19 protein-coding genes are annotated in these 24,682 nt (G+C 50.8%); 14 read left to right on the top strand and 5 right to left on the bottom strand.

Annotated features, from left to right (window positions below):
- Positions 1-98 precede the first annotated feature (98 nt).
- Positions 99-890: a mechanosensitive ion channel family protein gene (locus FHS90_RS02390; RefSeq protein ID WP_066838429.1), complete on the top strand. Its 792-nt coding sequence runs from the start codon at positions 99-101 to the stop codon at positions 888-890.
- A gap of 178 nt (positions 891-1,068) precedes the next feature.
- On the opposite strand, the gene FHS90_RS02385 is transcribed toward FHS90_RS02390, so the two are convergent.
- Positions 1,069-2,283 carry an ABC transporter permease gene (locus FHS90_RS02385; RefSeq protein ID WP_066838426.1) on the bottom strand — a complete coding sequence of 405 codons (1,215 nt, stop codon included), beginning with the start codon at positions 2,281-2,283 and terminating at the stop codon, positions 1,069-1,071.
- Between the two features lie 53 nt (positions 2,284-2,336).
- Between FHS90_RS02385 and FHS90_RS02380 the strand changes: the two genes are divergently transcribed.
- The 3 genes from FHS90_RS02380 to FHS90_RS02370 are packed head-to-tail and all read left to right on the top strand — an operon-like array spanning position 2,337 to position 5,027.
- Positions 2,337-3,578 (top strand): exo-beta-N-acetylmuramidase NamZ family protein, encoded by a 1,242-nt coding sequence (locus tag FHS90_RS02380; RefSeq protein ID WP_182511474.1) that lies wholly within the window; start codon positions 2,337-2,339, stop codon positions 3,576-3,578.
- Complete coding sequence (gene fmt / locus FHS90_RS02375) at positions 3,526-4,524, top strand: methionyl-tRNA formyltransferase (protein ID WP_425502063.1); 999 nt, start codon at positions 3,526-3,528, stop codon at positions 4,522-4,524. The genes FHS90_RS02380 and fmt overlap by 53 nt, the downstream gene beginning before the upstream one ends.
- On the top strand, positions 4,521-5,027 hold the full coding sequence (locus FHS90_RS02370) for a dihydrofolate reductase (RefSeq protein ID WP_182511472.1): 507 nt from the start codon (positions 4,521-4,523) through the stop codon (positions 5,025-5,027). Before fmt ends, FHS90_RS02370 begins: the two co-directional genes overlap by 4 nt.
- 403 nt (positions 5,028-5,430) lie before the next feature.
- On the opposite strand, the gene porU2 is transcribed toward FHS90_RS02370, so the two are convergent.
- Both porU2 and FHS90_RS02360 read right to left on the bottom strand, forming a co-directional pair.
- Entirely contained in the window at positions 5,431-10,449 is a 5,019-nt protein-coding gene (gene porU2 / locus FHS90_RS02365; protein ID WP_343049554.1) for a putative type IX secretion system sortase PorU2, read from the bottom strand.
- 5 nt (positions 10,450-10,454) lie between these two features.
- Positions 10,455-11,534 carry a putative type IX sorting system protein PorV2 gene (locus tag FHS90_RS02360; RefSeq protein ID WP_246386568.1) on the bottom strand — a complete coding sequence of 360 codons (1,080 nt, stop codon included), beginning with the start codon at positions 11,532-11,534 and terminating at the stop codon, positions 10,455-10,457.
- A gap of 597 nt (positions 11,535-12,131) precedes the next feature.
- On the opposite strand from FHS90_RS02360, the gene FHS90_RS02355 reads away from it, so the two are divergent.
- From FHS90_RS02355 to FHS90_RS02345, 3 genes are all read left to right on the top strand, one after another.
- Positions 12,132-12,470 (top strand): PadR family transcriptional regulator, encoded by a 339-nt coding sequence (locus FHS90_RS02355; RefSeq protein ID WP_066838412.1) that lies wholly within the window; start codon positions 12,132-12,134, stop codon positions 12,468-12,470.
- A 2-nt stretch (positions 12,471-12,472) separates the two neighbouring features.
- On the top strand, positions 12,473-14,953 hold the full coding sequence (locus tag FHS90_RS02350; protein WP_182511468.1) for a GIN domain-containing protein: 2,481 nt from the start codon (positions 12,473-12,475) through the stop codon (positions 14,951-14,953).
- 179 nt (positions 14,954-15,132) lie between these two features.
- On the top strand, positions 15,133-15,660 hold the full coding sequence (locus FHS90_RS02345) for a nuclear transport factor 2 family protein (RefSeq protein WP_182511466.1): 528 nt from the start codon (positions 15,133-15,135) through the stop codon (positions 15,658-15,660).
- Between the two features lie 314 nt (positions 15,661-15,974).
- On the opposite strand, the gene FHS90_RS02340 is transcribed toward FHS90_RS02345, so the two are convergent.
- Complete coding sequence (locus FHS90_RS02340; RefSeq protein ID WP_182511463.1) at positions 15,975-17,405, bottom strand: CCA tRNA nucleotidyltransferase; 1,431 nt, start codon at positions 17,403-17,405, stop codon at positions 15,975-15,977.
- 748 nt (positions 17,406-18,153) lie between these two features.
- Positions 18,154-18,555 (bottom strand): methylmalonyl-CoA epimerase, encoded by a 402-nt coding sequence (gene mce / locus FHS90_RS02335; protein ID WP_066839764.1) that lies wholly within the window; start codon positions 18,553-18,555, stop codon positions 18,154-18,156.
- 120 nt (positions 18,556-18,675) lie between these two features.
- Between mce and FHS90_RS02330 the strand changes: the two genes are divergently transcribed.
- The 7 genes from FHS90_RS02330 (at position 18,676) to FHS90_RS02300 (ending at position 24,619) form a co-directional block, all read left to right on the top strand.
- Positions 18,676-19,890, top strand: coding sequence for an IscS subfamily cysteine desulfurase (locus FHS90_RS02330; protein WP_281367860.1), 1,215 nt, complete (start codon positions 18,676-18,678; stop codon positions 19,888-19,890).
- Positions 19,891-20,012: 122 nt separating this feature from the next.
- Entirely contained in the window at positions 20,013-20,426 is a 414-nt protein-coding gene (iscU, locus tag FHS90_RS02325; protein WP_062544368.1) for a Fe-S cluster assembly scaffold IscU, read from the top strand.
- An 18-nt stretch (positions 20,427-20,444) separates the two neighbouring features.
- Positions 20,445-20,852: a hypothetical protein gene (locus FHS90_RS02320; RefSeq protein WP_066839765.1), complete on the top strand. Its 408-nt coding sequence runs from the start codon at positions 20,445-20,447 to the stop codon at positions 20,850-20,852.
- Between the two features lie 21 nt (positions 20,853-20,873).
- Positions 20,874-21,200, top strand: coding sequence for a HesB/IscA family protein (locus tag FHS90_RS02315; protein ID WP_066839766.1), 327 nt, complete (start codon positions 20,874-20,876; stop codon positions 21,198-21,200).
- A gap of 1,746 nt (positions 21,201-22,946) precedes the next feature.
- Positions 22,947-23,369: a cupin domain-containing protein gene (locus tag FHS90_RS02310; protein WP_182511461.1), complete on the top strand. Its 423-nt coding sequence runs from the start codon at positions 22,947-22,949 to the stop codon at positions 23,367-23,369.
- A gap of 491 nt (positions 23,370-23,860) precedes the next feature.
- A complete protein-coding gene (locus FHS90_RS02305) occupies positions 23,861-24,151 on the top strand; it encodes a hypothetical protein (RefSeq protein ID WP_182511459.1) in 291 nt (96 codons plus the stop codon).
- Positions 24,152-24,295: 144 nt separating this feature from the next.
- The gene (locus tag FHS90_RS02300; protein ID WP_182511457.1) at positions 24,296-24,619 is read left to right on the top strand and encodes a Rieske (2Fe-2S) protein; all 324 of its coding nucleotides are present in this window, start codon (positions 24,296-24,298) and stop codon (positions 24,617-24,619) included.
- The last annotated feature ends 63 nt before the right edge of the window (positions 24,620-24,682 follow it).

Genomic DNA, 24,682 nt, shown 5'->3' with positions numbered 1-24,682 from the left:
GCCTGGGGCTGAGGAGCTCTAACCAACTTCCTGTTTTCAGGCTGTTTTTGGAAAAACAGCCCGAAAACAGGATTAACCTTCCAATTCATTTTAAGACCATGTTAGACATTGACCGCCTTTTTGTGCAGGTACAGGATTTCGTCCTGTTTTATGGCCTGAAATTCATTATAGCCCTCTTTATATTGATGATAGGGCTGTACCTGGTGAACAGGATTACCACCTGGGCCTATGACCTAATGACCAGAAAAGATGTGGATCCGTCTTTAAGGCCGTTCCTGCGCAACGTCTTGAAAGTAGTGCTGCTGGTGCTGCTCATCATGGTGGTGATTGGGCAGGTGGGGCTGCAGATTACCTCATTCCTGGCGTTGCTGGGTTCAGCAGGCCTGGCGGTGGGGCTGGCGCTGCAGGGAAGCCTGGCCAATTTTGCCGGAGGCGTGCTGTTGTTGACGATCAAGCCGTTCAGGGTGGGCGATTTTATTGAGGCGCAGGGGCAGAAAGGCACCGTTTTCATCATCAATATTTTTAACACCGTCATCACCACCGAAGACAATAAAACCATCTACCTCCCCAATGGGCCCCTGGCCTCTGCGGTGATTGTGAACTATGATGTGGAACAGACCAGACGGCTGGAGCTGAGCCTGACCGTAGAAGCCACCGTTCCGCTGGCAAAGGTGCGGGAGGAGATTTTGAAGGTGGTGGCAACAGATGAGCGGGTGCTGCTTTCGCCGGAGCCAAGTGTTGGGGTGGAGAAACTTTCGGCGCAAGCCGTAACCCTGTTTGTGCGGGTCTGGGTACAACGGGAGCGCGGCACGTTCAGGTCAGGGGCTTATGAAGACCTCACTGAAAAAATTAAAGACGCCTTTGAGAAAGCCGGCATCGCGCTGAAGTAGCACCGTCACCAGTTCCCGTTATATAACAACCTGTTTTGGGGCTGTTTTTTGAAAAACAGCCCCAAAACAGGTTGCCTTGTTTAGGTAGTTCTTACCCGTTCAGCCGTGCCGCAAATGGCTACCGCAAGAACCAGTAAACGTGCCATTTGGCCCTGAGGCAGATACCTGATTTTGAAACTTAGTCAAACTTTATGGCTTTCACCGGATGAATGCGGGAAATCAGGAGGGAGGGCAGTAACACAGACAGCATGGTCAACACAAAGGTAACCACATTGATGCCAAGCCAGATTTTCCAGCTCCAGTAAATGGGCACAGTCTCCATGTAGTAATTCTCTGGATCTAGGGGAATAAGGTGGAAATAGTCCTGGGCCGCACAGAATACGAATGCCAGTACGTTGCCGCCAATCAACCCCACAATGGTGAGCCGAAGCCCGCGGTGCAGAAAGATTTTCCTGATCTGGGCATTGGTGGCCCCCATGGCTTTTAAGGCCCCAATCATGTTGGTGCGCTCCAGAATCATGATGAACAGGGTGGACACCATGTTGAACGTGGCCACAAAAATGATCAGCACCAGAAAAATGATCACGTTGCGTTTGAGCAGCTCCAGCCAGTCAAACAGCTGGGCGTAGGTGTCAGTGATTTTCTCCAGCTGCAGGTCATAGTTCATCTTCTCAAACACCTGGTTGGCCACGGTATCAATCTGGGTGAAGTCATTGAGCAGGATCTCATAGCCGCCCACCAGTGAGTCAGGCCACTGGTTCAGCTCCCTGATCTGTTTCAGATCACCCAGTACGTACACGTTGTCAAATTCCTCCAGACCGGTTTTAAAAATCCCCTTCACCTCAAACTTGCGCATGCGGGGCGGGTTCTGAATGAAGTAGAATAACACGCCATCTCCCACCTTCAGGCGAAGTTTGTCTGCCATGAGCTGGCTCATCATGATCTGCTCAGAGGCGGCGCTGTCATTGAATTCCATCACAGAGCCGGAAACCAGGTTGGCGCGCATGCCCCTGAAGTCATAGGTTGAGTCTACCCCTTTCAGCACCACACCCAGCACTTCCTCGTCGGTTTTGATAATGGCTGTTTTCCGGGCGAAGGGCTGCAGGTGGGAGACCCCCGGTATTTTGGTATAATCCTCCAGCCCGGTAGAGGTGCTCATGGGGTAGCCTTCAAATGAATTGTTGGTGTCAAATTTGCTAACTTGCAGGTGACCGCCAAAGCTGAAGATCTTGTTCTGGATTTCGTACCGGAAGCCTTCTAAGATGGCAAAAGACACAATCATGATGGCAATGCCCAGCCCTACGCTGAACTTTGCTATTTTTGTGACCGATGCGGTAAACGAGTCTGAACGGGCGCCGGCCAAACGGCTGGCAATGTAGCGGGAAAGATTCACCTCTTGTTTTAAAATTGCGCTTAAAGATAGTTATCTGATCTTAAACTAAACCTATGTTCTCTACCCTCCTTCGTACGGCAGTGTTCTGTCTGGTGCTGGCAGCCTGTAAACAAACCGGCTCTGTACCGGCCCACAGCACGTCTGCCGCCCCGGCCACCTCAGCCGCCGCCACTAAAACCACCAGGCAACAGGATGCTCCCCTCCTAACGGGCGCAGACCAGACAGAGTTGTATCTGCCCTACCTGCAGGGCAAGCGGGTGGGTATGGTGGTCAACCAGACCTCCATTATTGGCAAGAAAACCCACCTGGTGGACAGTCTGTTGAGCCGCGGCGTCAAGATCACGGTTATTTTTGCCCCGGAACACGGTTTCAGGGGAGACGCAGACGCGGGAGCCCACATAAGCAACTCTGTAGACGCCAGAACCGGTGTCCCTATCCTATCCTTGTACGGCAGCAACAAAAAACCAAAGCCAGAGCAGCTGAAAGACGTAGACGTGGTGCTGTTTGACATTCAGGACGTGGGGGTGCGCTTCTATACCTACAGCAGCACCATGCATTATGTCATGGAGGCGTGCGCCGAACAAAACAAGCCCCTGCTCCTGCTGGACCGCCCCAACCCCGTGGGTTACCTGATTGACGGGCCTATTCTGGAGCCGCAGCACAAATCGTTTGTGGGCATGAACACCATTCCCATCTCCCACGGCCTCACCCTGGGGGAGTACGCCCAGATGATTAACGGGGAAAAATGGCTCAAAAATGGCGTGCAGGCCAATGTTAAAATTGTTAAAGTCAAAAACTATGACCGCAACCAGTTCTACTCGCTGCCGGTAAAACCGTCACCCAACCTGCCCAATGACCAGTCTATCAAACTGTACCCGTTCCTGTGTCTGTTTGAAGGGACTACCGTGAGCCAGGGAAGAGGCACCATGATGCCGTTCCAGGTGATTGGCGCTCCCTACTTCCCAGACAAGTCTTTCTCTTTTACCCCTGTTCCTATACCAGGCATGTCTATGGAGCCGCCGTACAAGAACCAGGTTTGCTACGGCCGTGACCTTCGCCAACTGGAGCTGAAAGAGCCGTTTACCCTGCGTTACCTGCTGGAGTTTTACCAGGCGTCTGGGCAAAAGGAAAAATTCTTTAATAAGTTTTTCACCAACCTGGCGGGTACTGAGCAGCTGCAGAAACAAGTCATGGCAGGCATGAGCGAACAGGAAATCAGGGCCAGCTGGAAACCAGGGTTAGATGCCTATAAAGCCATGCGCACCCAGTACCTCCTCTACCCAGACGCCCAATAAAATGCAGAAAGAAGATTTACGAATCATATTCATGGGCACCCCAGACTTTGCGGTACCTGCGCTCCAGGCGCTGGTAGAGAACCGTTGGAACGTGGTGGCCGTCATCACCGCCCCAGACAAACCTGCCGGGCGCGGTCTAAAGTTAGTACCGTCACCGGTGAAAGAGGTGGCCCTGCAGCACAACCTACCGGTATTACAGCCTACCAACCTGAAAGATCCTGCTTTTCAGGAGGAACTGAAGAGGTATCAGGCCAGTCTACAGGTGATTGTGGCATTCAGAATGCTTCCCGAGGCTGTATGGAACATGCCTCCGCTGGGCTCCCTGAACATACATGCCTCCTTGTTACCGCATTACCGGGGCGCCGCCCCCATCAACTGGGCCCTGATCAATGGGGACCAGGAGACAGGGGTTACCTCCTTTTTTCTGCAGCACGAGATTGATACGGGAGACATTATCCTCCAGAGGAAAGTAGCCATTGCCCCTGAAGACAACTTTGGGACTCTGTATGAAAAACTGAAACATGCCGGTGCTTCGTTGCTGTTGGAGACGGTAGAAGCCATTGTAGAAGACCGGGTACAGCCGTATCCCCAGCCACAGCCGCAGGAGCCGCTTCGGTCTGCCCCCAAAATTTTCAAGCAGACCTGCCAGATTGATTGGCAGCAACCCGCTGCGCAGGTCCATAATTTTGTACGCGGGCTCTCTCCTTACCCGGCCGCCTGGACGGTGTTGGAAGGCAAACAGTTTAAAATTTTAGCCGGTCATGCAGTTGCTGTTTCTTCACATGGTCAGGCTCCCGGTTCTTACACCACAGACGGCAAGGATTTTCTCCAGGTCCAATGCGGCGAGGGCACTGCGTATGCAGTAGAAGAGCTCCAGATGGAGGGCAAGAAACGCATGGGCATCAAAGATTTTCTTAGAGGGTACACTTTTCAGCAAGCGTTATGATTGCACTGGTCGTCGCGATTGCAGAAAACAGGGCCATTGGGAAAGACAACCAGTTGCTCTGGCACCTCCCAGAAGACCTGAAGCACTTCAAGCGCCTTACGCTGGGGCACCCCATGGTGATGGGACGTAAAACTTTTGAAGCCATAGGCAAGCCTCTTCCCGGCAGAACTTCTATTGTAGTCAGCCGCCGGCAAGATTTTGTCCTTCCAGAGGGGTGCCTCAAAGCCACTTCGCTGGAAGAAGCTTTAAAGGAGGCTCTGGCGCTAGACGAGCAGGTCATGGTGATTGGGGGTGGCCAGATCTATGCACAGGCTCTTCCGTTAGCGGAGGTGGTCTATCTCACCCTTGTGCACGAGTCGTTTGAGGGAGACACCTTTTTCCCGGAGCTGGAGGCCGCTGCCTGGGAAGTAACCGAACAGCAGGAACACCCCGCAGATGAAAAGCACCCCTACCCTTTCACCTTCTTTACCTTTAGAAGAAAAGCCGGGTTCAGCAGGAATTAGCCTCATAAACTTCTCTCCTGTTTCTGGCCTGTTTTCTAGCAATACTTCGGACAGTTTAGATGAGTAGAAAAAGTGCGTTTGTAGCGTTTGAGGGCATGTATAGGTTTAGCATCCAATGTTTTTTCTCCATTTTGGGAAATACCTAACTGCCATTTAATTACTTAAACCCCATTTATAGCCTCTAAAGCCTCTTTTTGCCTTTTAAAATTGTCCGAAGTATTGCTAGAAAACAGGCCAGAAACAGGAGAGAAGTACTTTGTTAATTATTTCCCGTCACTACAGTTTTAGCAACTATCCCTTCTCTGGTCAATATTCCCACTCTAACAAAGAGGCCACCTGTTATCAGGTGGCCTCTTTGTTAGAATTCTATTTGAGTCATTCCCAATAAAAACCCAGGTTAGTTTTATCTAAGAATGTAGATTTTCCCGTACCCTTCCTTAAAACCTTTATCACCAATCTTCTTTGACGTGCGGTGCTTCATTTCAGTGGCACCCGTGTCCATCATTACCCGATAAAGGTATACGCCATTAGCTAGTCTATCCCCAAATTCATCTGTTCCATCCCAAGCAAATTCAGTTATATTGTTTCCTATCTTGAGGGCGCCTAATTCCTCTTTCTGTATTTCCCGAACTACTTTACCAGTTACGGTTAGTATCTGGATTTTTATACGTTCTGGAATATAACTTCCTGTAAGAGTAAAAATAAAGCGTGTTTTAGACGAGAATGGGTTGGGGTACGGGTAGAAATTGGTCACACTGGATTCGTTCTCTACTATAAAGTTTATCTTATAGGTACCCCCCAACTTATTGTTGTTCATATCCAGTCCTTCGGCTTCTAATGTATAAGTACCGTTTGGCAACATTTTGGGATTGTATTCTACCCGTAAATCATTTTTCTCGTCTGCCGGAAACACGCGCACATCTTGGTTGGTATCTACTAGTATTTCTTCTGCTTGCGTAGCATTTGGCCTCCGGAGGTACACCTTCATTTTCTGTGACTGCTTCACAGGCAGCTTTCCTGAGTTATCCTTCAACTGGATACTTATCACAGGGCTGGGTGACACAATATCGCCGTCTAATATGCGGGAGCCATCAAAAGCAACGTCTAGAACGGGAGGCATTCCTGCAAAATCACCAATGTTGAAGGGAATCTCTAGTGTATTGTTAAAATAATTCTGCTCCGGCAACAGTTGAGGATTAACATTAATTCTGATGCGGTTAGCACCTTTCAAACCAAGTGTTGAAACTTTGTGCTTAAAGTAGATGGTATCTTGCTTCAGCAACTGATCAACTTTAAAGGTCTCTGACAGGGAAGTCCCGTCATCTTTGAAAAATGTGGCCACTACTGAAAGCTGCTCCGGGAAATCTATATTGGTGATATTGTGGAAAGCATACTGTAGCTCTACTTCACCCCCCGCAGCCTGCTCTGCCACTGAGGCATACTTTTCAAGCCCTATTATATCTGGCCGCAGAACCCCCTCCGGCACCTCTTCATAAAGTACCAGCCATTCTTTCAACAGCGGCGCTGATCTGTTTTCAAGATCACTAAGTGACAAGTTCAGTTTGAGGTAAGGGAAAATTGCGGGATTTACAGAAGACAGATCATAAGTACTGGACTTAACATCTTTTAAAATAGTAGTCTCTTTCCCTTCTAAATCAACCCCTATCACACTTAATTGATATGAATCTGAATTCTCAAGCACTAACTGGTGCTGGAGACTCTTCCATTCTTTGGCAGGGCCTATTAAAGTTGAGCTTATGGATCCTACCCCGGAGCTAGTCTTGATTTGGCCTTCCAACACAATAGCTTGATCAGCAGAGGCAATCTCCCCATCTCTCACCGGACCTACCTCTTGGGCTGTACCCATTGCTGCGCCTTTCCTGCCTATTATGGCAAATGGGTCACCGGCAGTCAATTGGTCTATTAAAGCAGATCCTAAACCTCTGAACTGCGCCTTTAGTGATTCACTCATGGTGTTATAAGGCACATTCCTCATCCCTACCATGGCTACATAGTACCCATCTGGCACGCTTCTTAGAAATGCTTCCAATTTATCCAGATTCTCTGGTTTTCTTAAATCAACAAAGTTGTAAGTAATTTTAGCCTCTTTTGGTCGTCCGCAGAGTGAAGCAAGCCCTTCAGGCATTTGCATATAGGGCTCCAGTGTTTTGTCATCAAACACAATGGCCATCATATTGGGGCGGTCTGTGTAACAGTCAGCGTCAATAGTTCTGGTTCCCTCAATATAAATAGAGTTTGGTGGAAACCCGAAGTGGATATTCCCGCCAACTCCTCTAATCATAATGTACTTGTTGACGTTCTTCTTGAACTCCATCTTCTTTGCTGGCACATCTAATTCCAAATCTTTGGTGCCTGCTTCTGTTAATTGGGCTATCTTGCTTTGTGACCAGCCGGCAGGGCTGTTAGGAATGTGCCTGAAGGAACTTGTAGCCCAAACTACTTCTTCTTGTGGATCAATATCTTTGTTCCGGAACCTCCAGAAATACACAATGCTGTCATTCTGCCCTGTAGGCGTAAGCAAAGTCACCTCCCAGATAGGCAACGTTGTGCTTGGTATTACTGTAGACTTTTTCCAGGCACTATTAAAGGTGCTTACCGTATCAATCTCGAAATAAAAATCAGGGGCTTTTGTAAGCAGGTTGGTAGACTGCCCAATAAGTTTCACTGTCTGGGTAGGAACGATGCTGTAATTTTTAGGTGCCAACGCCAATACACTGCTCACCGGGAAGAAGAATTCAAAACGGGCAGTATTATTCGCCTCTTCAATTTCTTCAATAGTATTTCTTGAATCAACCGTAGCCTCAAAGTAATTGACACCTGGAACCGGCACTTTAGACTCAAACATTACTTCTACTGTATCTCTGTTATACAGATGGGATACTTCTACAGAATCTAATTGCAAAACCTCTCCGTTTGGAAGCACCCTTTTAACCTTCACATAAAAAGGAGCATCAACCGCCTTGCCCAGATTGCGGATATCAACCGCTACCGCAAATTTCTCTGTAGCCGCAGAGAGCGGCCTTCCGTCTAGTGATTTTATAGACAATGAGCTGTTATTGATGGTATAATCAGGTTTTTGAGGGGCCACCAAAGCCACAGCAGGATCTCCTTTTAAATCCATTTGCATGAGCATGGCCTTGGAGTTGAAGCCCGCAATAGAATTGTCTAGTTGCCTTACCGTTTCCTGTTGAATTACACCAACTGGTTTTCCATAAAATTCTTCATTTGAAAAAGCAACTTCATAAAAAGTACGGCTAAAGGCATACAGCAACGTAGGGTAGCCGGTACTTGTATGAGCCATAAACAGCAAGGCCCCTTTGGCCGGTGTCAATAGCCAGTTTTCTCCAAATGACACCTCTACCGTAGAACTATTTCCTGCCCCACAGCCATTCATTAGAATCATGGGGTACTTACCTCTATTGTTATAGCCATTTTGTGGTGCTGAGACATACCCAATGTCCAGATCTGAGGTAGTAGAGGAACTGTGCCCAAAGAACGTGATTAGAGACAAGCCTCTATTCAACTCAGATGCCACATTAATGACTTCTAAATTCTGATGGCTCTCACGCGCCCTTGTTTTCACTTCGGCTCCTAAAAGCTTCCCTTCAATTACAGCTTTATAACTGTTCAAGTAAGATTCTAATTTTTTCCCTTCCTCTGGAGTGGTTCCTCCCCCTAGATGCAGGATGTTCTTGCGCCATTCAGCGTTTTGAGGTAAGGATTCATGTTCCTTTACCTTCTCCAGATAAGCCAGAACATCTGCCGGGGTTTGGGCCGGCAGGCGCCCGGTTGCTACCAAAGGTTCATACTGGTCTAATTCCCAGTTAGATGTAAAGAACACGTCAGAGCTGGGTACGCCGCCTGTTGGTATCAGGTCTTTCGCCGCCAAGGTATGAGGGGTGCGCCGTAACGTCACATTGTCTGGCTCAATTCCCTTACCTAAAATAAACAGGTATTTTGGAGTACCGTGGGCCAGCATGTACTTCATAAAGCGCCTGATAGAGGCGGCTGATTTGTCTCCATAGAAAAACTGATCATACAGCTGGTCAACATCAACTACCAACGTGTCATGCCTTCCGCCTGCGGCAGATGCTCTGTAACTGGCATAATCCTTCACAGGATTTGTAGATGTGCCAAAGGAAGCCATCAAACTTTTATGAGAGAGGATTAGGTAGGAGGCTGAATTTCCGCTAAAAGACCTAAATTTAACTTCACGCGCAGATACCGGCACCATTGGTGCCTTAGCCCATAAAAGACCTTTTTGAAGGGAAGAACTAGCGGGTTGGGTAAACACAAAACTTCTCTGCGTGCCATTGGCGACCCCCTCTATTTTAACAACATTGGTTGCTGAAGTGATATCATAAGCAACGGCATTGGCAGCATGGGTCCCTTCAAGATTATACAAGGTAGAGCCTGTAGTAGAAGTTGCATTTTCTAAACCTAACGCGGCTATATGCATAATTGGCCGCTGCGGAAACTTCACCTTTACATATGACACCCTGGTGGAGCTGCCATTTTTAGAGATAAAACGAATGGTTACCCTTCCGTTTGCGGCTATGTCACTAAACTCTAAAGGAAAGCTCCTTTTGGCCGACCCATAAACCGGGAACATGAGGTTGCCCAGCAATCTCTCAGAGGTTCCATTCACCGCATAAACATCTACATCTGGGGTAGAAGCATTAGAACCCGCCAAAGCCACTTCCACCGTTGGCTTTGGGCCAAGGTTGTAAAGGTTCAGCAACGAATCTACCACTACATTCCTAGTACCGGAAGATGCTCCAGACATAAAGCCTTCAGCACTATCCATCCAAGACATGTGGTTGGAGCCATACGCTTTTCCCCGTGAATAACTGTCTGTAAACTGAATTAAGCGCGTTTGCCAAAACCAAGGTTCTGGGGTGATATTTGCAGGAGAGGAACGGGTTACCTGCATCCGTTTCCCGGCCCTGGTTGACCAGGTCAAAAAGTAGGAAGCCGTATCTGTGTAAAGACTATAATGCGGGTTTAGCTGATCAGCAGGGTCTTTGTACAATTCGGCATCTAAGGCCCCGTCATTTTTCTCGCCGTAGAATTCAAGGAAATCACCTGCATCAAAAGAGCCGTCTGCCTCGCCAGACACCAGAATGGCCACCTCCTGCCCCCGGCGGTAAAGTTGTAAATTTCTAGGGTCTACCCCGCTTATACCGGCGGCCTGCAGGTAGTTCCTGTCAAGGCGGTAGATACCCGTAGCGGGCACCTTGATTTTATAGTACTTCTGGCTGTAGTTGATCCATTCATTGCCATAGGTGGTCTGCTGCCCATAAGAAGGCTGCACAGCAGTACCCACCAGAACCGCCAGGAACAGAAGCGTCAGAAAGGTAAATGGAAGAGAGTAAGGTGTTTTCATCTTAATAGCAGGCACACAAATCAATCAAAACTATAGGCAACAGATACAATCAAAGAAGAGGCTTGGGAATTGTCAGCCACCTTTGACAAGGCCAAATCTAACAGGAGCCCATGGGTGGCCACGCCCACCCCAAAATTAGGCTGTACTTTCCAACTGCCCTTCCCGTCCAGGTTTTCAAACTGCTGAATGTTATTGATCCCGCCCCGCAGGAAAACAGTGTTGGAATACCCCAGTTCAAACCCAACCCTGGGATCAACAGACACCACACCAGTAGCCAGCAGCGTGTTCCGTTTTCCGTCAAAGGTGATATCCAGATCAGTGGCAACGGTAGCCGAGAAGCGGTCAGTCATTTGGAAAGACCGGCCAGCCCCTAGAATAAGGCGCGGCAGGGTCACTTCAATGCTATTGGTGTTGAAGGAGTTTTCCTCCTGCAGGTACGTAGACTCTAATTCATCTGGGTTTAGTTTCCAGGCAGTGAAGGTGGTGGTAATGTCTTTGGCCATCACGCCAAACTGCCAGTTACCCCGGCGCAATTGGGCACCGGCATCCAGGCCAAAACCCCAGGCGCTGGCAAAGTCACCCACGTTGCGGTAAATAATTTTAGCGTTGGCACCTAAGGTTAACCCGGGCAGCCAGTTACTGCGGCGGGCATAAGACGCCAGGAACGCGTAATCTGCCACAGAGAAGAACTCTATACTGTCATACTGGATGGCCCCGTACTCATTCTGGAGCCTGCGGGTATCAGCAATATCATCTACCCCAGACCTGATCACAGAGAAAGCCAGGGCACTGGTGGAGTCAAGGTTGGTGGCGTAAGACCCGAAATCATTTTTGATAATGCCGGCAAACAGCTCAGAGTGCATGTAAGACACGTTATGGCGTTTAGGCAGGCCCACCAAACCCGCCGGGTTCCAGAAACCAGCCGTGGCATCCCGCACAATAGCCGACTGCACTCCCCCCATTCCCAACGCACGGGCACCCACTCCAATGTTCAGGAACTCATTGCTGTATTTAGGGGCAGAAATCTCCTGCGCCTGCCCGGAGCGGGTGAAAAACAAGAAAAAAAGAAGGGGAAACGCGAGTAAAAATCTTTTTGCCATATAGAGAAACTAACGACACCAACGCTAATTCAGATGTAAATATATACGTACTATTCTATTTAGAGCCTGTTTAAATTCCGGCTTGGGCAGCCCATGCCGCTGTCCAAGCCCTGTCTTTGCATTACCCGTGGCACAGAACGGGATTGACCCGCTCAGCTGCTGCGTCTGCAGAGACCCACCCCTTGTGGGGGGAAAGCTGTATTCCAGCCTTTTCCAGATACTCTTCACGCCTCAACGCTTATTACAATTAAGTGTCTATAAGTGTTCCACTTTGGAGCATATTTCTTTTTCAGCCGCCCCTTTTCACCAGATTGCCTCCCCTAACGTTTGATTTAGCCATCTTTCCTCTACACCCAGGCCTCCGTTTAGCCCCTTCATCCCTCAGAAAATCTTACTGCCGCAGACTTATTTTCTCTTTCTGTTTTAGGGCTGTTTTTGGAAAAACAGCCTTAAAACAGAAACCGGCTTCTGCGCTCAACCCCTCAGCATTGGCGCCATTCGCACTTTTGAGGTGAAACAAAAAATAAATTTTTACAGTACCTTGTGTTACATAGTACCTGCTTATATATTTGCATCAACAATTCAGACTCACAGACCATGAAAGTAGAAAACACACAAGTGCAGATGCGGAAAGGGATTCTGGAGTACTGCATTCTGGAAATCATCTCGCGCGGCGAAGTCTACGCCTCTGACATGTTGGAGGAACTGACCGCGGCCAAGATGATAGTAGTGGAGGGGACGCTCTACCCACTGCTGACCAGACTGAAGAACGCCGGCCTCTTAGATTACTCCTGGGTGGAATCCACCTCGGGGCCACCCCGCAAATATTACAAACTCACCGCCATTGGCACCGAGTTTCTGGAACAGCTACGCCTTACCTGGCAGGAACTGGTAGACTCCACCACCTTCATCACCAACCGCAAGAAATCCAACTAGCCATGAAAAAGAACATTAGTGTCAACCTGCAAGGCATGATCTTCCATGTAGAGGAAGACGGCTACGAGATGTTGCGCCAGTACCTGGCCGCTATCAAGGCCTACTTCTCCTCTTATGAAGGCCATGAAGAAATAGTGGCAGACATTGAGTCCCGCATAGCCGAAATCTTCTTCTCCCGCCTCAACCCCGGCAAGCAGGTGATCACCCGCGAAGACGTGCAGGCCCTCATTGCCCAGATGGGAACCGTGACTGACTTTGAGATGGATGAGCCCCTGGAAGAAGAACCAGCCCCTGCCGCCTCAGCCGCTTACAACCACACCACCTCTACCGGCCAAAAACGCCTGTACCGTGACGTAAACCGCAAAGTACTGGCCGGCGTGGCCTCTGGCATTGCCAACTACCTGCAGGTGGACCCGCTTTGGGTGCGTTTGGCCTTTATTCTGCTGGTATTGGGTGTGCCGTTCACCGGTGGCTTCACCTTGTTTGGCGCAATCCTGTACGTCATCTGCTGGATTGCCCTGCCTGAGAACGAGGCCCTGCCCGAGATACCAGTGCGCAAACTGTTCCGGGACCCCGTAGACAAGAAACTGGGCGGGGTGGCCGGCGGCATTGCCATCTACTTCGGCACAGATGTGGCCATCATCCGGCTGCTGTTCCTGATCTTCTTTTTCTTCGGGATTGGGTTGATCACCTATATCATCTTATGGATTGCCGTACCAGAGGCCAAATCTATCACAGAGCGGGTGCAAATGCAGGGAAACCCCGTCACGCTCTCCAGTATAGAAGCCTCGGTTAAAAACAACCTGAACATGCAGGACGCTAACGGCCAGGAGAGCACCTTAGCCAAAGTCCTCCTGTTCCCGGTACGGTTGATCTCACAAATCATTCAGGTGTTGTCAAAGGCCCTCCACCCGGTGCTAACGGTGTTGATCACCCTCATCCGCATTTTTGCGGGGCTGTTGCTCATGTTCATTGCGGGTGCTTTCCTGATTTCCCTCTTGGTTATGCTCATTGCTGCCATTGGCGAAATCTCCCAGCCTGGCTTTATTCACCTGGGCGACCTGCCGGTGGCTGAATTCTTTAGAGGTCTGCCAAGCTGGTTGGTATGGGCAGCCTTCTTTGCGGGGATCATTCCGGCGCTGCTCCTGTTCCTGGTAGGCGTTGGCCTGCTAACCAAGCGGTTCTACCTGAGACCCACCATTGGCTGGTCTATGCTGGGCATCTGGCTGGTAGCCGTGGCCGCCCTGGCCACCGGCATCGCCTTCTCAGCCCGCCATTTCCAGGAGTCTGGTGAAGTAGTGGTAGAGAAAAGCTTCCCCGGCGCCGGGTACAACACCCTGGAACTCAAAGTGCGGGACACCAACTATGACTACGGCCACCACCTGAATGTACAGCTGGAAGGCTATACGGGCACTGATGTCAAGGTGATCCAGACTTACAAAGGCCAGGGCCTTGACGAGGCAGACGCCATTAAAAACGCCCAGATGCTGTCTTACAAGATTGTTCCGCAAGGAGATTCTGTGCTCAGGTTTGATGATGCGTTCACCTTTAAACCCAACGCCATCTTCCGGGCCCAGGACCTGGACATAAAAATTCTGGTGCCCGAAGGCAAAAACGTGCGCTTCTCCTCTGGCTTTGCCAACCATTTCTACGGTGATATCACCCAGGGAGACTATGACGCAGATGACCTGGCCAACAACACCTGGCAAATCAAAGACGGCAGACTGGTGTGCCTGAGCTGCAGCGTAGTAGACAGCACCAGAACCGGCACTTCTCCTGACTCCACCGCAGGCACAGGCCTGGCCGCCAACCTTGATGACGAGCTTTCTATCCTGAATGATGACTACAGCGGCGTGTCAAAGATCTACAACGTGAGTGACTTCAATGAGGTAGAGGCCGGAGGCGCCTACCACATCAGAATCAAGCAGTCATACCGCCACCACGTGCGGGTGACCGGTTCAGAGAAAGAGCTGGACCGCCTGCAGATCAGGGAGCAGAACGGGGTGCTCAGAATTAAACGCGACAACGGCTATTTCAAGTTCTGGGGCATGAACACCAAAGCCATTCTCATTGAGATTGAAACCCCAGACCTGCGGTCAGTAGACCTGAGCGGGGCGGCCAAGGCCGAAATCATAGGCTTCGCGCCAGACAACTTTGAACTGCAGCAGTCAGGGGCCAGCCAGGTGGCCATGGCCATCAGCACCCAGAACCTGGACGCTGAGCTGAGCGGTGCCTCACAGCTGCACCTCAAGGGCCACGCTGACCAATTGGATATTAACGCCAGCGGCGCCTGTTCCATCAATGCACTCAGACTCACCGCCGTGCGGGCCAACCTTGACCTGAGCGGAGCAAGTGACGCAGAGGTCAACGTGAAAGAATACCTGCAGGCCCACGCCAGCGGCGCCAGTGATGTGCGCTACACCGGTGAGGTGCAGCAGGTAGACGCAGACAAGTCTGGCGGTTCCAGCGTGAGCCGCAAATAGTTTCTGTTTTCGGCCTGTTTTTAGGAAAACAGGCCCAAAACGCAAATCACAACGGAGTTCTTCTCTGGATTTCTTAGAGCTCCCTGTGACAAGGAGGACGCGCTTCTGGCAAAGTCCTCCTTCTTTTTCCTCTTTCAGAAAACTTTTCTTGCCCAACCACAGCCTTAACAGATGCAACTATGAAACAATATCTTCTCCCACTGATCATGATTACGCTACTGTTCACGGGCAGTGCGACCAGCACCAGGGCTCAAAAGCCGTCACAAGCCATTACCCAGACCATTCTTGCCCTTGACAGCCTTTTCTGGACCTCCTACAACCAGTGTGACTCTGAGCGCATGAAGCAGTTTGTCTCTGATGACGTGGAATTCTACCATGACAAAGGCGGGATCACCTTAGGCAAGGAAAAATTCCTTTCCAGCATCAAGAACAATTTATGTAGCAACAAGGAGTACAGGGTGAGAAGAGAGGCAGTCAAAGGCACCATTCACGTGTACCCGCTGTACAACGCAGACCAGGCTTACGGCGCCATAATCTCAGGAGACCATTATTTTTACGAGCACGAAAAAGGAAAGAAAGAGCAGTTGGCTGGCTTAGCTAAATTTTCAAACCTCTGGTTGCTGCAAAACGGCACCTGGAGAATGGCCAGAGTTCTCAGTTATGACCACGGCCCTGCTCCCCTACCCCAACTCCAGAAGCGCCCTTAGCCTGCCCAACAGCAGACGGCTCAAACCAGGAAAGCACATATGACCCGCTATTACCGTTCGCCACCAGGATCCTTTCAGGATAACAAAATAGAAAAATAAAGCAATCTATTCCTCTCCTGATACTTAAAGAAAATTTTTGTTTGGTTGTTTGTATGATAGGCCGGGCCTCTTCTAGGGTAGTATACCTGATGAAGGCCCGGTTTTTCTTTTAGCACCTTTGCCGCATAAAGTACCCGGCTCCTGTTTTCGACCTGTTTTTGAGAAAACAGGCCGAAAACAGGAGCCGGGTTACACAATGGCTTCGCTCCCTTCGGCTACGCCGAGGCAACAGGCGTCAAGCCTAAACGCTTGCCCTGCGCCAGCAGAAACGCAAAGGCCTCGTCATATTCATTCCGGATCTCGCCTTCCAGAATAGCCTCGGTGATGGCGCTTTTCAAGATGCCCACCTCCTTAGACGGGGCAATCCCGAAGGTCTGCATGATCAGATCTCCCGTAATCACCGGCTGGAAGTTGCGCAGCTGGTCTTTCTCCTCTACTTCCTTCAATTTCTGCTCCACTTTGGCGAAGTTCTGCAAATAACGTTTCACCTTGTCATGGTTCTTAGAGGTGATGTCTGCCTTACAGAGCTGCATGAGCCGGTCAATATCATCGCCGGCCTCAAACAGCAGGCGGCGTATCGCCGAATCGGTGACGGTTTCCTTCACCAGCGCGATGGGCCGCAGGTGCAGCTTCACCAGTTTCTGCACCATTTTCATGTGCTCGTTGAGCGGCAGCTTTAAATCTGCGAAGATCTTGGGCACCTGCCGGGCGCCGCGGTCTTCGTGGCCGTGGAAGGTCCAGCCCACTTTCTCGTTGTAGCGCTTGGTTTCGGGCTTGGCGATGTCATGCAGAATGGCGGCCCAGCGCAGCCAGAGGTCGTCAGAGACGTCGGCCACGTTGTCTAAGACCTGCAGCGTGTGGTAAAAATTGTCTTTGTGGCTGTTCTTGTTGATGGTCTCCACACCGTGCAGCTTCACCATCTTGGGGAAAATCAAGTGCAGCAGCCCTGTCTGGAACAGCAGCTTGAACCCGTAACTGGGCGTTTTGGAGAGCACAATCTTGTTCAGCTCATCGGTTATCCGCTCCTGCGAGACAATCTTGATGCGCTCTTTGTTCTCTGAAATGGCGTCGAACGTATCTGGGTCAATGTCAAAGTTGAGCTGGCTGGCAAACCGGATGGCGCGCATCATGCGCAGCGGGTCATCTGAGAAGGTAATGCCGGGCTCCAGCGGTGTCTTGAGATTCTTCCGCCGAATGTCTTTCAGGCCGTCAAAGCGGTCAATGAGCTGCCCGAAACTGCCTTCGTTCAGGCTGATGCCCATGGCGTTGATGGTGAAATCGCGGCGGTTGAGGTCGTCTTCCAGCGTGCCCTGCTCCACGTCGGGCTTGCGGCTCTCGCTGCGGTAAGACTCCTTGCGCGCGCCCACAAACTCCACTTCCCAGCCGTCCTCAGTCCTGAGCATCGCCGTCCCGAAGTTCTTGAACACGGCTACTTTGGGTTTGTTGGGCAGTTTGTCTGCCACGCGCTGGGCCAGTTCAATGCCGTTGCCCAGGCACACCACATCAATGTCTTTGCTGGGCCGCTTGAGCACCAAGTCCCGCACAAACCCGCCAATCACGTAGGCCTCCTGGTTCAGCTCTTTGGCCGCCTGGGCCACTACGGCAAAAACCGGGTGTTCTGGAAGGGTGATGTCTGGGGTGGTCATGGGCAATGTGTTGATTTTGATGGTGTACGCTTTTCTTCGCCTGCGGCGAAGTGCGTATTTGAGGCAGCAAAGGTACGGGAAAATAGTAAACCCGACCTCACCCCCTGCCCCTCTCCCACGGAGAGGGGAGCTCTGCAAAGCGTTTTCGGGCTGTTTTGGCCAAAACAGCCCGAAAACGGAAGTCTTGGGTTTGCCCTCCTGCGTCTGAAAACCTGTGAGGTCTTTGGTTGGGCAACCGCCGTTGGCGCAGACGCTCGCAGGTCCTCCGGACGCTACGAGGTCTTTATGAAATTGCTGATTGTTGATGGCTGTTTGTTATAAAAGTGTAGCGCTGGCGCGAGTCTCTGACTCGTGCCTAGCAGTGGTGCGAGTCTCCAGACTCGCCGGGAGCCAAACGCATTCCACCATGCCGCGGAAGTTACTTCCAGGCCTTGTGCCTGTTGTAATGTCAGCGACTTCTTGGTCTTAGGTCCAAAGTCAAACTCCTCACCTCTACCTCACCTAGTATCCTTTAGGAAAGCAAAGTCAAGATAACCGAGAGCAAAGGCCAGAAAGAAAATCCTTTTTCAAACGCCCTCCTCACCTACTTTACAGCCGGCCCCAAAGACCTCGTAGCGTCCGGAGGACCTGCGAGCGACTATGCCAGTAGCCACCGCTGCCCCTAACCCTCTCCCCGAGGGAGAGGGAATATTGCTTTTCCGTTTTCGGCCTACTTTCCCAAAAACAGGCCAAAAACGCACAGAAACTGCTATTCCCGTATCTCCTGACACAGTTCCACCAGCACGCCGTTGGCCGTTTTGGGGTGCACGAAACACACTAATTTGTTATCGGCCCCGCGTTTGGGAACCTCATTCAGGAGCTGGAAACCTTCACTTCTCAGGCGCTCCATTTCGGCGTGAATGTCTGCCACCTCAAACGCAATGTGGTGAATTCCCTCCCCTTTTTTCTCCAGGAACTTGGCAATGGCGCTGTTTTCAGAGGTGGCCTCCAGCAGCTCTATTTTGGTGTTCCCCACGTGGAAAAAAGACGTGTTTACGGCTTCGCTTTCCACTTTTTCGGCCTTATAAGGCGCGGTGCCCAGCAATTTTTCAAATAACTGATTGGCGTCATTGCAATTTTTTACGGCTATGCCTATGTGTTCTACCTGCATACTGCTTATTTAAACTTATTCTAACTGACGATTTTTGTGTATTTTTGCGCCAACTATCAAACTAACTGACGAAGTATTCTGTTTTTTGAGTAGTGAAACCGAGGAAAACTATTGACGAAGATGCTGAAATTTCCGATTTATCTAGATAATAATGCCACCACGCCCATGGACCCGCGCGTGTTGGAGGCCATGTTGCCGTACTTCACCAACCATTTCGGGAACGCGGCTTCGCGGAACCACCCCTTCGGCTGGGCCGCCGAGGAAGCCGTTGATTACGCCCGTGAGCAGATTGCCGCGTTGATCAACTGCAACCCCAAAGAATTGATTTTCACCTCCGGCGCTACTGAGTCTGACAACCTGGCCATCAAAGGGGTGTTTGAGATGTATGCCTCCAAAGGAAACCACATCATCACCGCCACTACCGAGCACAAAGCCGTGCTGGATACCTGCAAGCACATTGAGAAACTGGGCGGGCAGGTGACGTATCTTCAGGTAAATTCTGAAGGCTTGATTAACCTGGAAGAACTGGAGGCCGCCATCACAGACAAAACCATCTTGATTTCCATCATGTATGGAAACAACGAGGTGGGCGTGGTGCAGCCCATCAGAGAAATCGGGCGCATTGCCAAGAAACACGGCGTGTTGTTCTTCTCAGATGCCACCCAGGCCGTGGGTAAAATTCCGGTAGACGTAGAGGCAGACGGCATTGACCTGATGGCTTTCTCTGGTCACAAAATGTACGGCCCTAAAGGGGTTGGTGCGTTGTACGTACGCCGCAAGAACCCACGGGTGAAAGTGACCGCCCAGATGGACGGTGGCGGACATGAGCGCGGCATGCGTTCCGGTACCTTGAACGTGCCTGGCATTGTAGGTTTAGGAAAAGCCTGCGAAATCTGCCGCACTGACATGGAGTCTGACACCGCCCGCATTGTGGCCATGCGTGACCGCCTGGAGCGTGAGTTGCTGACCATGGAAGAGTCTTACCTGAACGGCAACAAAGAGCACCGTCTGCCGCACGTGAGCAACATTTCCTTTAAATATGTAGAGGGCGAAGGCCTCATGATGGGCGTGAAAGACATTGCCGTTTCTTCGGGCTCTGCGTGTACGTCTGCTTCCCTGGAGCCGTCTTACGTGCTCAAAGCCATGGGCTTGAGTGATGACCTGGCCCATTCTTCCCTGCGTTTCGGCTTAAGCCGATTCACGACTGAGGAGGAAGTAGACTTCGCCATCAACCACGTGAAAGAGGCCGTGACCAAACTGCGTGAACTAAGCCCGCTGTGGGAAATGTTCAAAGAAGGAATTGACCTTGACTCTGTAGAGTGGGCAGAACACTAAAATCAATTAGGAATGGGGAATTAAGAATTAGGAATTGTTCGTTTTCAACCTAAAAACGTATAAACTAATTACTTAACCCAAATTCTCAATTCATAATTTTAAATTCTTAATTAACTAGAGCTATGGCTTATTCAGATAAAGTAATTGACCATTACAGCAACCCGCGCAACGTGGGTACGCTGGACAAATCAAAATCTAACGTGGGTACCGGTTTAGTGGGTGCCCCTGAGTGTGGTGACGTAATGCGCCTGCAGATTGAAGTAGATGAGAACCAGGTAATTACCGATGCCAAGTTTAAAACCTTCGGCTGTGGTTCTGCCATTGCGTCTTCTTCTCTGGCCACTGAGTGGTTGAAAGGTAAAACCGTTGACGAGGCGTTGGCCATTGACAACATGGAGATTGTGGAAGAATTGGCCTTGCCGCCGGTGAAAATTCACTGCTCTGTGCTGGCCGAAGATGCCATCAAGTCTGCCATCAACGACTACCGCGTGAAAAACGGTCTGGAGCCGTTGGTAGAAGCCAAGTCGCACCACTAAGAAAGGGGCGGCGCAAGCATGGAGACATCCACCAATGTGCACGTAGAGAGTGCCCGCATTCAGCGGCAGATTGAGGAGCATCTGGGCATAGAAGGGAATCAGCTGTTGTTTGATTTCCGACCCATGGAAGACCGGATGCGCTTAGACCTCATCACCGTGAACCCGCGGCACCACCAGTCGTTCCTGTTCCATACCGTGACGGGCTATGACCGGATAGATGCACTCAGGAAGATGTTGGACTACGTACGGCAGTCGCGGGACCAGGAGAGCTCTTATACCATCCAGTGGATGGCGCGGGGCGAGCGGGAGTTGCAAACCTCCTACTTCCGGGCCACCAACATGTATGATGCGTTAGATAAATTATACTACGGCCGGGACATGAACACCATCACGGTTTTCAGTGTGGTGCTGAACCCGGTCTCTTAGAAAAGAAAGGAGGATACGCGTATGATTACCGTTTCTGATAAAGCGAAAGAAAAAGTAGAGAAGCTGAAGCGCGAGTCTAACATAGATGACAGCTTCAGGTTGAGAGCCTCAGTGGCCGGCGGCGGTTGCTCCGGCTTGAGCTACAAGCTTGACTTTGATGACGAAGTAAAGCCCATGGACCAGGAGTTTGAAGACAAGGGCGTGAAGGTGGTGGTAGACATGAAAAGCTTCCTCTACCTGGCCGGCACCGAGCTGGATTTCTCTGACGGCCTCAACGGCAAAGGCTTTTTCTTCAACAACCCCAACGCCAGCCGTACCTGCGGCTGCGGCGACAGTTTCTCTGTGTAACCACAGTTGAGTTGATAACGCAAAAAGGCACCGCATGCGGTGCCTTTTTGCTTGTATGGCATTTGCGTTTTCGGGCTGTTTTGCTGAAAACAGCCCGAAAACAGATTTCCATTCATCTTACACTTGTTTACGGCCAAACCCATCTTGCTCTTTTGTGCTATGCCTGGTCTGCCGCGCCCTTCATGCTGTTTGAGGGCGAAGCTTACTCTGCTATTCCAGCCATGTCTGGGGCGGTTGATGCTGTCTAAGTTGTGTGGTTGCTGTTCCCTTGGGTGGGCCGCTTGACGCAGTGTCTCTACCGTTGCAGGAGTGTGCAGTCTGCTGTTTCCTTGGCTGGGCTGTTGGATGCAAGGTCTCATAGGCTGTGTTCCATTGCTGCTGCTGTGGTAATGCGTAGTTTGCTGTTCCCCTGGCTTTGGCGTTTGCTCCGGTGCGAAACCTCAGCCCTTTCCATAGCTTCTGCTAAGCGCTCACGGCCGCGGGGCCCCGTCCTGGCGGTGAGCACTGCTGTTAAAACTAGGCCCTCCGGCCTTGCCGCTAAAGCGGCACCGTATTAACAGAGGCGCTCACCCCCAGGACTGGTTTGGGTTCCTTTGCTGTTATTGCTTCTCCTGCTCTGTCTGTTTCTGCAGGTAACCGTTGCTGATCCGCTAGCCTGAGGCGAGCCCGTGCTGCGCACATCAGCCAGGGGCAGAAGTGCTAATTAGCAGAGGCGCCACTAGCAGAAGTGTTGATTGTTAATTGTTGTTTGTTTACTTATTGCTGCTTGTTTGTCACAATCTCTGGTTCAAGTTTCCAACTTGGACCTATGGTGGCGGAAGCTTTCAGCTTCCATGAGGCGGCAGCCTCACATTACCTCTGCCCTCTATGTTCTCTATGGCGCGGAAGTTACTTCCGTGCCTTCTAACTCCAGCTGATACTCCCGCGCTGGCGCGAGTCTCCGGACGCGTGCCTACTGATGACGGGCGGCCTCTGGCTGCCCTCGCGGCACGGCCGCGAGAGCAGGCATTGCTACTTCATTCCTGCTGAAGTGCCTAAGATGAAAAGAAAGGACTCAGGACTCAAGACTCAGGACTCAGAACTCACTCCGATACTCCCCCTTTAAACGGGGCGAAGGGGGATGTTGACACCTGCCGGTCCACACATGCCAAACGTACGGCCACCCGTCACTTGCACCAGGCATTTCTGATACTCCCCTCCCGGGAGGGGCAGAGGTGGGTTCCATACGCCTGCCACCGCTTCACCGCTTGCTCAAAAGACCTCGTAGCGTCCGGAGGACCTGCGAGCGTCTGTGGCAGAGAACTCTGCACTGCCAACAGAACAGCCCTTGCTCAGCTTCACCTTCTCCATGAACCTAGAAGAATCTGCTTTTTGTGTTTCTGACCTGTTTTTCTGAAAACAGGCCAGAAACGCACACTTCTGAGAGGCACCGCATCACCTCACGCTCCCACAACCAGATGGTATGCGCAGTTCCTGCGAACGTCTGGACCAGCCGGATAGCCGGCATTTCCCTACTGGTCTGATTCCTAGAAAATTGCCTGACAGCGGGCTTCCGTTTCATCAGCAAAAAAAACCGCCTCATCTACAGATTATTCGGCTTCATCTAGAAATACGGGCCTTTAACAAATCATTAACACCTTGATAAGCAACGTTTTTCTCAAATTTGCATCTATAAAATCAAAAGGGGCACCACCAAGAGTTGGCCCCCTCCAAAAATAAGATAACTGTAACCTCACCTTAAAAATTATGAAAACACGTTTCACCTCCGCCCTCCTTACCGTTTGTTTTGCCCTTGGCATGGCCCCAGCGTTTGCGGGTGGCAACAGCAACGGCCCTGCGTCCCGCACCACCAAAGTCTTCCAGCAGGTGCTGAAGACAGACAACCTGCGTATTCTTTCTTTAGAGCTGGCCCCCGGTGAATTCTTAGATTACCACGCCACGCCAGACCAGGCCGCCTATGCCGCCTCAGAAGGCACCCTGCGCATGATGACCCCAGATGGCACCGAAAAAGAAATCCAGGTAAAAGCCGGTGACTGTCTGTTCCTGGACCTGACCCGGTTTCACAATTGGAACACCGGCTCCCAAACCTTAAAAATTGTGCTTCTGGAGCAGTCTGAGAAGAATGAGAAGATCTTTTTAAACAATTTTTTCTATACTCTTAAACCTTAAGTGTTTAGTGGCGTAAAAGCTATTACATTCACACTCTATTTCAGCTTAAAAGTAGTCTCAACTATCCGCTTGCGCTCTGGGGATTGACTGCTTTTAAGCTTTTTTTATGCCCTTCCCTTTTTTACGGGAGCGCCTATTCCTTTCACCAGGCTGGTTGGTTTCATCTCCCCCCAGGCCACTTCACTCCGTGAAAGTCGCACTTCAGTCACAAAAAGACCTGCTTCCTCCCTTTTAGATTGGTAGCGCCTGCAAAACACTGCATCTTTGTATCACAATAAAGGACAACGGCACCTGGAGACCTCCAGAGCAGCTGTTTCACTAAGAGAATCTCCTGACCGCGTTCAGGTTCCTATAGATTTAGAAGTTTAAAAGTTTTGTTTGTTAGTTTGGTGTAAGGGGCCCGGAAGATTCTGGGCTTTTTCATTTCCAGGGGGCAAGGAAAACTGGTATTGATTACCGTTCAGACTTCAGCCTCCCCAATATAAGCCCCCATGACAACCAGCGGGCGCGCCAGAAGCGCCTTTGCCTTCAAAGGAAGAAAGATTCCTCGTTTGCTTCTGCTTGGGCAGCCTGCTTACCCGTTTTACCTAACGGTTGTCCGTTTCGCTCCGGGTTTTTCTGGTTTCAGACAGGAAAAGGGCCGCTTCTTCTTAATTGCGTTGCCGCGCGGGCAGGAACCCTGCATCTTTGTATCACCAAGCAAGGCAAAAGCCCCTGGGTCTTTCTCAGCTGGCTTCTTCCCCACCGCTTTGCCTGGTCTTCATTATTTAGGTTTAGTTTAAAGTTTTGTTTGTTAGTTTGGTGTAAGGGGCCCGGATCAATCCGGGCTTTTTCATTTTCAGGCGGGTAGGCTGCCCCGAACCTGTTTTGGGGCTGTTTTTCAAAAAGTAGCCCCAAAACAGAAACTTCCTGCGTATCTTCCCTTTATGCAGTGGATAAAACTTTATGAGAGTGAGGCATCGGCGAAAGCCGAAATCCCTTTGACCAAGGCCGTCACCGTGGTGGTGGCGGGGCAAGAGCTCTGCCTGGCCCATACCCGCGCCGGGCTCTTCGCGGTGAACAACGCGTGTCCGCACCTGGGCGACAGCCTCAGCCGCGGCACCACCAATTACCTCAATGAGATTATCTGCCCGTGGCACAGCTACCGGTTCAACCTGGCCTCTGGCGAAGAATGCCGGGGCCGCACCACGCCCCTGAAGCGCTACCCGCTGGAAAGCCGGGAAGACGGGCTATATGTGGGACTGGACTAGTTTTCTGTTTTGGGGCAGTTTTCCGGAAAACAGCCCCAAAACAGAAAGCCAGCTTCTACAGCT

The organism is Rufibacter ruber (genome assembly GCF_014138425.1).
Lineage (GTDB): Bacteria > Bacteroidota > Bacteroidia > Cytophagales > Hymenobacteraceae > Nibribacter > Nibribacter ruber_C.
This window is presented reverse-complemented; position numbering and strand designations above follow the sequence as displayed.

What these genes read in the sequence shown, in the direction of transcription:
- FHS90_RS02390 (WP_066838429.1), top strand. Translation starts at nt 99, where the DNA reads ATGTTAGACATTGACCGCCTTTTTGTGCAGGTACAGGATTTCGTCCTG.
- FHS90_RS02380 (WP_182511474.1), top strand. Translation starts at nt 2,337, where the DNA reads ATGTTCTCTACCCTCCTTCGTACGGCAGTGTTCTGTCTGGTGCTGGCA.
- fmt (WP_425502063.1), top strand. Translation starts at nt 3,526, where the DNA reads ATGCCTATAAAGCCATGCGCACCCAGTACCTCCTCTACCCAGACGCCC.
- FHS90_RS02370 (WP_182511472.1), top strand. Translation starts at nt 4,521, where the DNA reads ATGATTGCACTGGTCGTCGCGATTGCAGAAAACAGGGCCATTGGGAAA.
- FHS90_RS02360 (WP_246386568.1), bottom strand. Translation starts at nt 11,534, where the DNA reads ATGGCAAAAAGATTTTTACTCGCGTTTCCCCTTCTTTTTTTCTTGTTT.
- FHS90_RS02355 (WP_066838412.1), top strand. Translation starts at nt 12,132, where the DNA reads ATGAAAGTAGAAAACACACAAGTGCAGATGCGGAAAGGGATTCTGGAG.
- FHS90_RS02350 (WP_182511468.1), top strand. Translation starts at nt 12,473, where the DNA reads ATGAAAAAGAACATTAGTGTCAACCTGCAAGGCATGATCTTCCATGTA.
- FHS90_RS02345 (WP_182511466.1), top strand. Translation starts at nt 15,133, where the DNA reads ATGAAACAATATCTTCTCCCACTGATCATGATTACGCTACTGTTCACG.
- FHS90_RS02340 (WP_182511463.1), bottom strand. Translation starts at nt 17,405, where the DNA reads ATGACCACCCCAGACATCACCCTTCCAGAACACCCGGTTTTTGCCGTA.
- mce (WP_066839764.1), bottom strand. Translation starts at nt 18,555, where the DNA reads ATGCAGGTAGAACACATAGGCATAGCCGTAAAAAATTGCAATGACGCC.
- FHS90_RS02330 (WP_281367860.1), top strand. Translation starts at nt 18,676, where the DNA reads ATGCTGAAATTTCCGATTTATCTAGATAATAATGCCACCACGCCCATG.
- iscU (WP_062544368.1), top strand. Translation starts at nt 20,013, where the DNA reads ATGGCTTATTCAGATAAAGTAATTGACCATTACAGCAACCCGCGCAAC.
- FHS90_RS02320 (WP_066839765.1), top strand. Translation starts at nt 20,445, where the DNA reads ATGGAGACATCCACCAATGTGCACGTAGAGAGTGCCCGCATTCAGCGG.
- FHS90_RS02315 (WP_066839766.1), top strand. Translation starts at nt 20,874, where the DNA reads ATGATTACCGTTTCTGATAAAGCGAAAGAAAAAGTAGAGAAGCTGAAG.
- FHS90_RS02310 (WP_182511461.1), top strand. Translation starts at nt 22,947, where the DNA reads ATGAAAACACGTTTCACCTCCGCCCTCCTTACCGTTTGTTTTGCCCTT.
- FHS90_RS02305 (WP_182511459.1), top strand. Translation starts at nt 23,861, where the DNA reads ATGACAACCAGCGGGCGCGCCAGAAGCGCCTTTGCCTTCAAAGGAAGA.
- FHS90_RS02300 (WP_182511457.1), top strand. Translation starts at nt 24,296, where the DNA reads ATGCAGTGGATAAAACTTTATGAGAGTGAGGCATCGGCGAAAGCCGAA.